We start from the raw sequence: 13,411 nt of genomic DNA, 5'->3' as shown, positions 1-13,411 counted from the left end.
AATTTAGCTAGTGCGAAAATGGCACATAGGGTGATGGGCCCTTTGTGCAAGGGGTTTGGTTACTCCGATGGGGGCAATGTGTGCCCGGGGTCCATCATCGACGTGATCCTTGCTATCGGCTCGGCGGACCTCCCGGATGGAGCCGAATGCCAATGTCGTCCAAAGCTGGCGAGAAAGCCAAGGTCTGAGGGAACAACGATGGTCGCGCGTGGTTACACACCTGCGGATCGGCCCGGCGTCTCTTGGAGTCGGACTGTCTGGCAGTATCGCTGATCGGCCTCTCTTCCTTGGCCGGAAAGAGACGGCGCTCCGGCAACGGAGCGCCGGTTAATTTCGGCGAGGAACAAGCAAAACCACGCGGCGTTCAACCCCGCGCAAGCCCATGCCACAGGAGGAATAACCATGGCGACTAGCACTACGAAAACCCTTGATGACCTTTTCCTGGATACGCTCAAGGACATCTATTTTGCAGAAAAGCAGATCCTGAAGGCGCTGCCGAAAATGGCCCGCGCCGCCCAGTCTGAGGAAGGCAAGGCAGGTTTCCTGCTGCACCGCGACGAAACTCAGGCGCAGATCGAACGCCTGGATCAGGTATTCGAGCTTTTAGGCAAGCCGGCACGCGGCAAGACCTGTGAGGCAATCCAGGGCATCATCGCCGAGGGTGAAGAGATCATGGAAGAGTTCAAGGGGTCGCCGGCACTTGATGCCGGTCTCATCTCTTCGGCTCAGGCCGTCGAACACTACGAGATCGCCCGGTACGGCACTCTCATCGCATGGGCAAACCAGCTCGGCCTCAAGGATGTCGTTCCCCTGCTTCAGGCAAACCTCGCCGAAGAAGTCGCAACCGACAAGAAGTTGACCCAGCTTGCACAGGCGTCTGCAAACGCCAAGGGCAAGAGGGCGGCCTAACCGGCTAACGATCATGCAGAAAAGGCCGTCATCGTTGGCGGCCTTTTCCTTATTGTCTGCGGCTGTGATCAGATCATGATTTCCCCGCCGGTCACCGGGATGATTGCTCCGGTCATGTAGCTGCCGAGATCCGAAGCGAGAAGCACGTAGGCGCCGGCAAGCTCCGCAGGCTGTCCAGCCCGCCCGATCAGGGTATTTCCTCCAAACTTCGCAGCTTTTTTGGCCGGCATCGTCGAAGGGATGAGCGGCGTCCAGATGGGGCCGGGCGCCACCGCATTGACGCGAATGCCTCGTTCACCGAGCATTTCGGCAAGTCCCGCCGTAAAGTTGGAGATAGCGCCTTTCGTTGAGGCGTAAGCTAGCAGCTGGGGTGACGGCTGGCGCGACTGGATGGACGTGGTGTTGATGATGGCACTGCCGCGCGCCATGTGTGGGATTGCTGCCTTCGCGAGAAAGAACGGTGCATAGATGTTTGTGCGAAAGGTCTCGTCCCACTCTTCGGCATCGATATCGGCGATGTCGGCATAAGTGCGTTGAAAGGCGGCATTGTTTACCAAAATGTCGATACCGCCCAATTCATCGACGGTCCGCTGTACGAGCATCTTGCAGTGATCCTCCGACTTGATGTCGCCGGGGATGACAACAGCTTTGCGGCCTGCCTGCTTTACCCATTTTGCGGTGTCGTTGGCGTCCTCGTCCTCGCTCAAATACGAGATGACCACATCGGCGCCCTCTCGAGCAAAGGCGATCGCCACAGCTTTGCCAATGCCCGAATCCGCGCCCGTAATAAGAGCAGTTTTGCCTTCGAGCTTTCCGTTTCCCCTGTAGGATTTCTCACCATGGTCGGGCACAGGCTGCATGGCCGCTGTCTGGCCCGGCGGTTTCTGTTGTTGCGCAGGGTAGGGCGGCGTCGGGCGGCGCGTGTCGTCGGTCATCGTCGTGATCTCCTTGGTGGTTGTGAAAGGCAAACATCTCGAAGCGGTAAGGGTTCCCGGAGGCAACTTTTCTTTGAGCCGCAGTCGAGGCGTGCCGTGGTCACAGAATGAGGCGGCTCAGGCGTCGCCAGCTTCCGTGCCGCCAATATGATGGGGTGCAAAGGTTGCAAACTCTTTTGCTCGTTCGCGAATCGCAGCGCCCAGGGGAGCAAATGGCGCCCGTCCTCCCGGAGCCACATCGGCGGAGAGGAGGCCGTTTGCGCAAGGCCGATCGTCATCCCAACCAGGATGATTGACGATCGGATAGAGGCACAAACCTTCCAAGGGCACCCCCGAGCGGATCGCATCCAGAGCCTGGTCGGCAACATAGTCAAACCAGGATGCGCGCCGATCATCCTCAATCCCGGTCTCGGCAATAAGCATTGGCTTGCCGTAGCGCGCGAACGTCTCGACCAGAATTCGGCTGAGGGGCTTATAAAGCGGATGACCAACGTCGATCGGTGGACCGCCGTGAATCCACTGGTTGTTGGAATAATAATTCACACCGAGGATATCAAGATAGCGTTCGCTGCCTCCGATCTGTGGCCACATCCTTCCGCCAATCAGGTCCCAAGCCTGGAATTGCGATTGGCGATGTCCTTCGGCGGTACGCGCATCGTGAGGACGCGACGGATCCGCGACGACATTAATCACCGGCTCGCAGTGGACGAAGCGGGCCCGGGCATCGACAGAGATAATGGCATCCATCGCTGCGATGGCAGCGCGTGCCATCTGCACCTTGAGTTCGAATCCACGCCCATTGGCAAACGGGTTCAAATAGCCGACGTCACCAGCGCCCCATGAGAAAAACGAGATCTCGTTGACAGGGCAATAAAACGGAATGCCGTCGCTCTCCTCGCGGACCAACTCGGCGCATGCACGTGCGAACCGCGCGAAGCGATCGACGAAGCGAGGCGACCAGATGTCGAGATCGTCGGGCCAGCCATAATGCAGGAGATCCCAGACAACTTGGGTCTTTGTTGACTCGGCCGCCTGGAGCATCGGACGAATGCTCGACCAGTCGTACCGGCCAGCCTTTTCAATCAGGTGCCATCGGAAGCCATCGCGCACGGTGCTGATGCCAAAGCCTTGAAGTTGGCGATAGTCGGTCTCGGCATGGTGATCGTGACCAGTCGCGGCGATCAAGTCTAGTCTATCGCCCTGCGTCTCACCGCTTTTTGGCCGAAGCCGATGGCTCGAACATTCGAAACCGCCTTGCAGGAATGATTGGAACAGACCTGTAGGCCGCGCTGCCTTTCGCTCTCGATGGACATCTGCCAGAAGCCCCTCCCACTGCGGCAGCACTGCCTCGACGGAGTAATCCTTCTCGACCTTCCGTCGCAGGGCAGTGCCGAGTGCGTGACGGCGCGCAGGGGACTCGATAAGCGCGACGATAGTTTTCGCAACGACGTCTGGACTGCGATGGGGCACGAAGACACCGGACAGCCCGTCATCGATTTGCTGCATAGCACCGTTATCAGGCGTCGCAATAACCGGCAGGGAGGCTGCCCCGGCCTCTGCGATAACGTGCGGCATGCCTTCACCGGATGACAGCCAGACGAATATATCGAATGCGGCAAGCAGGGACGGGATATCGTTCCGGTCGCCGAGGAAGTGAAGCATACCATCGAGCCCGTGCCGGGTGGCCAGGGCTTTGAGCTGCACAGCATATTCCGGCAGGAAGGCGTCCGGCCCGCCGACAATAACGAACCGTGCAGTTTTCTTGGTGGCATGAACCAATGCAGCGGCCTCAATAAAGTCCTCGACATTCTTTTTGGGATCGAGCCGGCCGACCCAACCGATCAGAACCTCATCTGTCGCGATCCCAAGACCCGCTCGCGCCAGGTCGCGGTGTGCCGGGTCGAAGACCGAAAGATCGGTCATCGAGGGGATTTCCAGGGCATGATGGTCGCGCCCGGGCATGCGCGACGCGGCCGCGTCACGGATTGAGCGGCAGACGCCCACATAACGTGCCGTCAGATGTTTGGGGCCGGCCAAAGCCTCTGATACCAGCCCGCCATGTTCAATGAGGGGCGGGTGAAGATGCAGTCGCTCCAATGCCGGATAGATGTCCGCTACGTTCTGGCAGGAAACGACAATGTCGTAACCTGAGATTTTCCCGGCGAGATATTTGACCGTATCCTCGAACGACAATTCGTAGGGCGTCGTATCGACATCGATCCCCAGCCCTCGAAGCTGCCGGTGTGTTTGCTCCGGCATGCCGGGTTTTCGGAAGCAGGCGACGACGTCGAGGCGATAGCGACGGCGGTCGAGATTCTTGGCAAGCAGCCGGACCTCCGTCTCCTCGCCCCCGACGACCAGCCAGGCGAAGACGAAGAGGATCCGCAGAGGCGTTGGTTCAACCTTCATTCGCTGGCCTTGAATATAACCTGGAGGAATTCCGGCCGGTTCTCGATCAGATCGACGAGGAAATCAGGCGCTTCGTCCATAGGCACGATGTGAGTGATCATGTGCTCGCGGATCGTCGCATCCTCCGTTTTCAAGAGGTCGAGCGTCACGCGTGCCAGCCGTCGACGGTCCCACCGTGGCGCAAGCCCGCGGGGAACGCGGTTGATTTGCGCGCAGCGGATATTCAGGCCGTTGTGATGGAATTCTTCCCCCAGCCGCAATGAGTTGGCGCCGTCCTGGTAAAAGGCAAGATCGATCACGGTGCCCTGGGGGCGCAAGGCCTTGAGCGCAGTATGCAGACTAGCTGCATGAGCTCGCGTCTGAAACGCTACATCCGCGCCGCGTCCCATGGCGCCGTCGTGCCAGCGCGCCTTGGCATGCTGCCAGGCTTGATCCTCGTCCATCGCCATCAATCCCATCGCCTCCGCCTTGCCGCGGCGAAATTCGGAGGGATCTGTAATCAAAATGTCAGATGCGCCGAGCGAACGGGCAAAAAGCGCCGTCATCAAGCCCACGGTACCTGCACCGAGGACGATTACCGTTCGCCCGCAAACGCCGGCACCGAGTGCGGGCACGGTTGCGCCAAACGCTTCCGCGTCGGCATGGAGGATGCCGTTGGCAGCGATCGGTCCCATCTGCGCGACAAAGACGCCGAGCAGCGGATCGAGATCCGGCGGCATGCTGACAAGAAGATCGTGAAACGGGTCGGCAGTGTGCCCAGTTTTGTGCCCGTAGCTTGCTGCGAGCACCTCGCCATCGGCAAAGCCGCGTGCGCAGGATTGCGAAACGCGTGCAACCTCCATGTAACCGAGGAAAGGCACTGGATAGCTAAGATCCGGCTCGTTTTCGATGAAGACGCCGCGTTCGCCATCAAAGCGCGCGCGGAAATAGGGGTTGGTGTTCTTTAAGAATGTCAGCTCCGTCCCGGCGGAAAGACCGGTATAGAGCGTGTCGAGCCGCACATGCCCTTCGGCAGGCGGGCCTTCCTCGTATTCGAAGAAGTAGGCTCGGCCCGGCGCCTCGATGCCAAGCGAGCGGATTTTGCGGTGGCCGGGCCGCGGTTCTTGAGACATTTCGGCACGTGGTTGTGCCAGCAAGGGCGATAGCTCGCTCCGCTTCAGAACAGGGGCGTCGAGGTGTATCGGCTCCCCGCTGCGAGCCGAAGATACGACGGCCACGGCAAGCCGGTGGGTGGCTAGAGCATCACTATACGAGCAGCGGATGCGGTTTTCACCACCACGGACGGCGTCGATGAAATCGCGGTCTTCGCGCCATACCGGATCGCCATCGGCACGACGCACCGGGCGTCCTCTTCCAACATCCACCATGATGTCGCGATCGGTCAATTCGATCGCCAGTCGGTCGGCGAAAATGTGCAGGCCGACGCGATGGCTCCAACCGAGAAGGCAGCTCGCGGCGATATTGGCGACTACGCCCGTTTCAAAGGTCAGGCTAGCGGTCGTGACCGTCGGCACATCGAGGCCGGGAAACTCCACCCTTTCCGCGTATCCCGCCCGGCCATATACGTCGGTGACCTCGCCCACGAGGAAGCGCGCGAGATCAAGGAGATGCGTCGCCTGCTCAACCATCTGGCCGCCGGATTGATCCTTCTTCCACCACCACTGCGGAGGCGGTGTGGAATCCAGCCAGTATCCCGACAGCAGTTGCGCTGGATTATCCGCCAGCAGGCTTCGAGCCTCATCGACGATATCGAGATATCGCCAGTGATAGCCAACGCCAGTGACCAGGCTGGCCTTCGACACGCCGGCTGCGATCTCTTCCGCCAGCGCCAGATCGAGCGTCACTGGCTTTTCGACAAAGAACGGAATGTTGCGGTCAATGAGGTCCCGTTCCGGCTCGCCATGGGCAAAAGGCGGAATGCAGATGTAGACCGCGTCGAGCCGTTGCGTATCGAGCATTTCGCGGTGATGGCTGAAAGAGCGGGCGCCAAAACGCATTGCGGCTGCATCCGCACGGGGAAGGTCCGGATCGGCAAAGGCGACGAGTTCGACATCGTCGAAGCCGGTCAGGATATCCAGGTGCCGATGGGCGATGCCGCCCACGCCGATGAAGCCCAGCCGCGTTTTTCGCATCTCGGTATCCTTTTGCTTTTGATCTGCATGTTGGGTGAGGAACCGCTCGTAGACGGCGCCAGTCTCATCAGCCATTCGATAGACGGAAAAGTGGCGCTCGAAACGCGCGTGGCCGGCTCTGCCGGTGGCCTTTAGATGGGGGTCGCTCAATGCCTGATTGACGACAGCGGCGATCGACGCTGGGTTACCGGGCTCCGCGAAATAGGGATGATCAGCGCCTAGCGCCTCGACGGTTCCGCCGATCCTCGTCGCAACCACGGGGACGGCAAGCGACATTGCCTCGAGAACCGCAAGTGGAAGGCCTTCAAAGCGCGAAGGAAGGACGAAGAGATCGGCGATCGCCATGATCTCCGCAATATCTGCGCGGTGCCCCAGAAAGCGAACGTGACCGGATACTTTCAAATCTCCTGCCAGGGTGCTGACACGATCTTCCTCTGGACCCGATCCGACAAAAAGCAAAACCGCTTGAGGGTGAGTTTCAAGGATGGTCGGCAAGGCGCGGACAAGCGACGCGTGATCCTTCTGCTCGGTGAAGCGGGCGACCATCAGCAGCACAGTTTTACCCACCAGGTCGAGCGCTTGCCTTAGTTCAGCCGTTGCTCGCGCACGCGAAAGCGGAAAGATGCCGTTGCGCACGACTGTCAAACGCTTCGGCGCGAGGTTTGCCTCGCAGAAGCTTTGACGCGAGGCCTCGGAAACCACGATGTGATGCGACAGCCTCCCGGTCTCACGCCGGTAAAGCTCGATCTGATCAGCATCGGTGAGAAGATAAGGTAGATGGTCGGTGCGGATGATCGGGATTGCCAGGGCATCTGCGGCGGCGGCTAGGCCGTGTCCCTCCCATCCGATCCCCGCGTGAACGTGCAGAAGATCAATACTGGATCGCGCCAACCACTCCTGGAATGCGCCCGCATCTTGGCTCAGCTTGATGCCAATTCCGTGGCGCGCAGCACGCGGCAACAAACCGGTCCTGTCCTCGCTCAACAGCGCTATTGTGACATCCCACCGTTCGCTCAAAGCCCGCCCAAGAGCAAGCATGTGCTCGCCCATCCCGGACGGTTCAGAACTGTCGGTCGCCAGCAGGATATGAGGACTCCTACTCATGTCGCGCGCCGGCAAACGCTTTGACGGCCTCATGCCGGAGCTTCAGGCGCCGGTAGGTCGCCAGTGCCTGGCCGACGACTTGATCCATATTGTAATATTTGTAGGTTCCTAGCCGCCCGACGAATGTCACGTTGGTCAGCGCGCGGGCGAGAAGCTCATATCGTTTATAAAGTGCCTGGTTCTCAGGGCGGGGGATCGGATAATAGGGATCGCCGTCGGCACGGGCATATTCATAGCTGATGCTCGTCTTTGGGTGAACCTGACCGGTCAGATGCTTGTATTCAGTCACGCGCGTGTAATGCACGTCCTCGGATGGATAGTTGATAACGGCTACCGACTGCAGCCGTCGTGCGTCGTGCGTTTCATGGTGGAATTCCAGACTGCGATAAGGCAGCCGGCCCAAACAATGGCCGAAATACTCGTCTATGGGCCCGGTAAAGATCGTGTGGCTCGCCAGCCCATCCTGCTTCAGATCGGCGAAGTCCGTGCCGACCATGACCTTTATGTTTTCATGGTCGAGCATGCGTTCGAACATGCGCGTGTAACCGTCAAGCGGCATGGCCTGGAAGCGGTCGAGGAAATATCGATCGTCGGTGTCGGTGCGGGTAGGTACTCGTGCGGTGACTGATTTGTCGAGCTTCGAGGCATCAAGGCCCCATTGCTTGCGCGTGTAGCCTTCGAAGAAAGTGCGATAAAGCCCGGAGCCGATTTGAGATATGACGACGTCTCGCGACGTTATCACGGGATCGCAGGGTTCGGCCCGGTTGGCCAGGAAGCGTGCGGCCGCTAATTCGTCCGCAAGGTCGAGGCCATAGAGCGCGTTGAGCGTCGTGCGGTTGATAGGGATGGGAAGGCGCAGAGCGCCGACCTGTGCAAGCACGCGATGCTCGTAGGGACGCCATGCCGTGAAACGCGAGAGGTAGGCAACCACATCCTCGCTGTTGGTGTGGAAAATGTGCGGGCCATATTTATGGACAAGGATCCCGGCGTCATCGTAGTGATCGTAGGCGTTTCCGCCAATATGAGGCCGCTTGTCGCAAACAAGTACCTTCCTCCCACCATCTGAAGCAAGGCGTTCCGCCAGCACCGATCCGGCAAATCCTGCACCGACGATCAGATAGTCATAGCTTCCCGGCGCGGGCCGTTGGGTGCGAACGGAAAATCTTTGGGGCAAGCCAGGGGATAGGACTTTTTGCGCTGCGGCCTCTTCGACAAGCGCCGACATCTTACGGAAGGTTGTCTCCCAGGATGACCGGGCCAAAATTTCATCGACGGCTTGCAACCACGTCTCATCATTGCGGGAAATATGAAGGGCAGCATCGCAGGCTTCCGCAAAGGCTTGTGGGTCATTGGCCAGGAAGACGCCTGGCACATCGCCATACCCGCGGACCACATCGACTATTTTCGTTCCGACGATCGGTCGGCCCGCGGCGAGGTATTCAGGCGTTTTAGTCGGACTAATGAATCGGGTGGCCTCATTCAGTGCAAATGGCATAAGCGTCGCCTCCCAACCCGAGAGGTAGGCCGGCAGATCGCCATAGGCTTTCTGACCGAGATAATGGATGTTGGCTGCTCGCGGCAAATCATCGGGTGAAATCTTCACGATCGGCCCAACGAAGATGAAGGAATAGCCGGGCCGCGCTGCGGCAGAGCGTTGGATCAAGTCCAGATCGAGCCGCTCATCGATCACACCGTAGTAGCCAAGGCGAGGATGAGGAATATCGACTTGGTCCCGGGGTTCCGGCAAAGCCTTGCGCGCCGTGCGAAAGTGATGGCTATCGACACCGGATGGAAATGGGTGGATGTTGTCGTGTTGGTCCCGTTTGGCTTCATAAAGGCTTATGCCACCGGTGAAGACGACATCGGCGGCGGCAATCAACGTCTGTTCGGACGCCTTGAGGTTGGCCGGCGCGAACTTGAAGTTTGCCAGCTCGTCCATGCAGTCGTAAACCACCGCAACCGCATCGACATGCCGGGCGAAAGCAAACATCAAAGGGGTGTAAAACCAGAGAATCGGACGTTTTCCGCCGTAAAGCGTGATGAGTTCGTCAAGCAGCTTGCCAAGAGCGGCTTCACGGTCGGCCGCGCTCCACCCATTTGGAATGCGCGGACGGACCGCCCTGACGCTGGTCCCCTCGAAAGGATGGATCTCCAGATAGGCAAGAGAATGGTCGGTCGGAATGAATTCCTCGAAGAAGAACACTGGGCGCTCTCGCGAGAAACGCTGCATCAGATGCTGGGGCCTCTGGAGCACAAAGTCCCAGCGAAGATGTGAGAAGCAAATGAGCGGAGCGTCTTCCAGCAAACCGCAGCTGGACAACGGTACAGAATTCAGCAGATTCATCAGGCACCTCGCAATCACAATGGCCCCTCGAACCTGCGATTGCGACGAATGTTCCAATCAAACTGACGAAGTGATCCCCATGAGGCTTTTGAGCGTCCGGAGGCTATGAGGCCATGTCCAGTTTTCCAAGACGACCGGACGTGGGTCGAAGCTGTGCAACCGTCCAAGCATGTCGCCGATACCCCTGTGAAACTCACCGGCCGAGGCAGCCCACCCCGTCTTCGGCGTGATGTATTGCAGTCCGCAGCTCAGCTCACTGTTTGCAAGCACCGGTATCCCCGCCAGCATATACTCCGTCAAAATGGCCGGTGCGCCGTCATCGATGCCGCAAACGACGCCGATCCGGGCCTGGTTCATAAGCCTGTTCACCTCCGCAAATGGTACGCCGGGCGGATCGACGAAATCGACGTCGATCCCGAGTGCTCCTGCGTGCCGGCGCAGCGCTTCCATCATCTCGCCATAGCCGCAGACGCACAATGCACGCAGAGAACGGGGCAGTTGGCCAAGCGCGTTGAAAAGAATGTCATGCCGCTTATACGCCTGGGCAGCAGCGACGTAGATCACGTCATAGATCTTTTCCAGACCTAGGGGTCGGAATGTTACCTCCGAAGCAAACTCCGGTCCGATCGGCATAATCGCGGTGCGCATAGCGGGATGTCGGACGCGCACTGCTTCCGACTGCCATGCAGCGCCGGTGAGGATAAGGTCGAAGTGACGGCTCACCTCAGATGGCACGCGCAATGCCGGCGCGTCGATCGAATTGTAAATTTTGAAACTGTCGGGGCACGCCAACAATATGTCTTCGCTAACGCCAAGGCCCCATACGCACAAGATCGACGGTGGTCCGAAAGCCTCGATATGGCCCAGCATATCATTTGATGCGAATGGCGCTTCAGGCCCATTCATCTGGAACGACCGGCGCGTCAAGAATGGGCTGCCATCGGGCCGATGCATCTGTGGCAACGCACCACGGCTGTGGGTCCAAATCTCGGCGCGGTCGGCAAGGCCCCCTTTGAGGACTGCAAGAGGGAGTCGCTCGATGTAGCCCCCCGCGACCTCGACGTTCTGTTTCGGGTTGACGGTCCTCTCTGGGCGAGGTCCGCGATTGCCCGACAACCATTGCTGCCGAAACCAGGCTATCGTCTCGAATTGGGCGTCGCGCCAATCGCCGTCCTGGAAGTCGCTGATGACGACTATTCGGCGTGGTGTGTTTGGTGCTTGCAGCGCAACCATTTCCATTGAAGTCCCGCGTTTGAAGCCGATCTAAATTTGCATCTCATTGCCGTGAACCCCGCACTTAAATGCGCCCTCGCGCCAGGTGGAATATGCGGCGGCTAACGATCGGCGACAGAAGAGCGCGCGGACACGGCCACCGCCCGACGGTGACCTCAGGAAGTTTGGTTTTCTTGATACCGACCAGTCTCACCACGAAAAACATGACGTGAAATGATTTAAACCCGACGAAATCTCTTCATAGCCCACCTGCAGGGGCGATCTGCATTTGCGCGGGCCGGGAGTTATCCGGTTGTCCGGGAAGGGGTTTCTGGTCGGTCGGGCGTTCATCCGCCGGGGCCGCCGGCATCTGGGATTGAGGGGTCGAACCCGTCCTTTCGGTTCCGATGCTAGGATTCATATCGGTGGTCCCGCCCGCTTTCGCACCAGTCGAGACTTGCGGATTTGCCGAAATCTGGTCCGTGCCGATGGGCTGCGGCGTAATCTTGCCGTCGGACGAAGCAACGCGCCAGACGGTATTGCCGGCGTCATCTGCGACGAGAAGAGCTCCCGTCCCGTCGATCCCGACTCCGACCGGCCGTCCCTTCGCCTGGTCGTCCTGGATAAAGCCCGTGACGACGTCCTGGGCCTTGCCGATTGGCCTGCCGGCCTCGAATGGCACGTACACAACCTTGTAGCCGTTGAAGCTGTCCCGGTTCCAGCTGCCGTGCTCGCCGATGAAGGCACCATTGGCGTAAGCGGCCGGCAGCGCTGAATTCATCGAGAAGGCCAGTCCGAGGGCTGCGACATGGCTCGACAGAGCATAATCCGGTGGGGTTGCCCTTTCGACCATGTCCGGACGCGGCGGATATACGCGCGCATCGACATGGTTGCCGTAATAGCTCCAGGGCCAGCCGTAGAAGCCGCCTTCCTTAACCGACGTCATGTAATCGGGAACGAGGTTCGGACCGAGTTCGTCGCGCTCGTTGACGACCGTCCAAAGCGTCCCTGTCTCCGGGTTGAAGGTGAGGCCGTTCGGATTGCGCAGACCCGAGGCGAACACGCGCGCCGCGCCGGTGTGCCGGTCGACCTGCCAGATCGCTGCACGGCCCTTTTCCGCTTCAAGCCCATTCTCGACGATATTGGAATTCGAGCCCACCGAGATGTAGAGCATCTGCCCATCGGGGCTCAGCGCCAGATCCTTGGTCCAATGATGATTGATTGGACCACCGGGCAGGGGCGTCAGGGTTTTCGGTTGGGCGGTGATTTCATTCTGCCCAAGTTCATAGGGGTAGGCGAGAATGGCAGACGTCGAGGCGACATAGAGCGTGTTGTCGATCCAGGCGACGCCGAAGGGCGAATCCAGCTTCTTCAAAAGATCGTGCTTCTCGTCCACCGTGCCGTCGCGGTTCGTGTCACGTAGCAATGTGATGGCATTACTTTCCTTCTGCTCGCCGCCCCCGCCGCCGTGAGCGACCGACATGATCCAGCCCCGGATCAAATCCTTGGGGCGTGAGGTCGGTTCGCCTGACGGGCCGCGAGACTGGATCACCAGCACATCGCCGTTTGGCAAGGTATGGACTGTCCGAGGATTGGCGAGGTCCCTGGCATAGGCAGTGACCATCAAACCGTTCGGAACGGCGGGCGTCTCGCCATCTTTCCAGCCAACGACCTCCGCTACCTTTAGATCAGGCAGCAGGGAGGAGACTGGATCCGGCAGGACGGGGTTCGGCCCGACCTGTTGAGAAATATCAAAACCTCCGCTCTGGGCGTAAGCCGCAAGACCGACGCCGACAGAAATCAACAGAACCGAAGTGCCGAGAATCTGGGACTTCTTCATCATATCCTCCAGGCCAGTCTGGCATATTTTCGAGCGGAAACTGTTGCGGCCACCATACACAAGACAAAGGTGACGGCCGAAAGCATCAGTCCGTACGGGACTACGGCCGTCCATCCATCGCCGGCATGGATAAGGTTGTTGGCAAAGGCGAGGCCCAGTATGACCAAATAGAGGAGGGCGGACAGGAGCGGCGGCCGCAAAGGGCGGGTGCGGGGACGCATCAGATCCATCAATCCGGCCGGAATCGCTAGCGAGCCCATCATAAGGCCGGCGAACAGCAACCATGCGGAGAAATTCTGCCACATCAGATTGCCGGTCTGCCAGAAAGCCATATCGGTCGCTAGCGCGAGCGTGAAACAGACGAAGGGAAACGGGACAAAGAGCGACTGTATTGGATAGGCGGCCGCGTCTCGATCACTCGGGGAAGACATAACCATGGATGCTCCGTGGGATTGAGAGCTGGGAGATGCCTATCCAACCCGCGGCGAGAGCAGATGGTTCCGTTACGGTGCGTCGCTGCACAAGC

Annotated in this window: 8 protein-coding genes; 1 reads left to right on the top strand and 7 read right to left on the bottom strand. The window is 59.4% G+C overall.

Features of this window, described 5'->3' with window-relative positions; all coding sequences use genetic code 11:
- Nucleotides 1-402 precede the first annotated feature (402 nt).
- Nucleotides 403-909, top strand: a complete 507-nt coding sequence (locus A6U98_RS11275; protein WP_064649844.1) for a ferritin-like domain-containing protein — start codon at nucleotides 403-405, stop codon at nucleotides 907-909.
- Between the two features lie 68 nt (nucleotides 910-977).
- Here A6U98_RS11275 and A6U98_RS11270 read toward each other — a convergent pair whose 3' ends face one another.
- The 7 genes from A6U98_RS11270 to A6U98_RS11240 form a co-directional block, all read right to left on the bottom strand.
- Nucleotides 978-1,844 (bottom strand): SDR family oxidoreductase, encoded by an 867-nt coding sequence (locus A6U98_RS11270; protein ID WP_165418603.1) that lies wholly within the window; start codon nucleotides 1,842-1,844, stop codon nucleotides 978-980.
- A gap of 117 nt (nucleotides 1,845-1,961) precedes the next feature.
- Nucleotides 1,962-4,253, bottom strand: coding sequence for a glycosyltransferase family 4 protein (locus A6U98_RS11265; RefSeq protein WP_064649843.1), 2,292 nt, complete (start codon nucleotides 4,251-4,253; stop codon nucleotides 1,962-1,964).
- Nucleotides 4,250-7,489 carry a glycosyltransferase gene (locus tag A6U98_RS11260; protein WP_064650063.1) on the bottom strand — a complete coding sequence of 1,080 codons (3,240 nt, stop codon included), beginning with the start codon at nucleotides 7,487-7,489 and terminating at the stop codon, nucleotides 4,250-4,252. The genes A6U98_RS11265 and A6U98_RS11260 overlap by 4 nt, the downstream gene beginning before the upstream one ends.
- Nucleotides 7,482-9,833, bottom strand: coding sequence for a UDP-galactopyranose mutase (gene glf, locus A6U98_RS11255; RefSeq protein ID WP_064649842.1), 2,352 nt, complete (start codon nucleotides 9,831-9,833; stop codon nucleotides 7,482-7,484). The genes A6U98_RS11260 and glf overlap by 8 nt, the downstream gene beginning before the upstream one ends.
- A 57-nt stretch (nucleotides 9,834-9,890) precedes the next feature.
- Complete coding sequence (locus tag A6U98_RS11250) at nucleotides 9,891-11,066, bottom strand: glycosyltransferase (protein ID WP_064650061.1); 1,176 nt, start codon at nucleotides 11,064-11,066, stop codon at nucleotides 9,891-9,893.
- 238 nt (nucleotides 11,067-11,304) lie between these two features.
- The gene (locus A6U98_RS11245; protein WP_064649841.1) at nucleotides 11,305-12,885 is read right to left on the bottom strand and encodes a sorbosone dehydrogenase family protein; all 1,581 of its coding nucleotides are present in this window, start codon (nucleotides 12,883-12,885) and stop codon (nucleotides 11,305-11,307) included.
- Nucleotides 12,885-13,322 (bottom strand): DUF2231 domain-containing protein, encoded by a 438-nt coding sequence (locus tag A6U98_RS11240; protein WP_064649840.1) that lies wholly within the window; start codon nucleotides 13,320-13,322, stop codon nucleotides 12,885-12,887. The genes A6U98_RS11245 and A6U98_RS11240 overlap by 1 nt, the downstream gene beginning before the upstream one ends.
- Between the last annotated feature and the right edge of the window lie 89 nt (nucleotides 13,323-13,411).

This window comes from Rhizobium sp. WYCCWR10014 (assembly GCF_001657485.1).
Lineage (GTDB): Bacteria > Pseudomonadota > Alphaproteobacteria > Rhizobiales > Rhizobiaceae > Rhizobium.
This window is presented reverse-complemented; position numbering and strand designations above follow the sequence as displayed.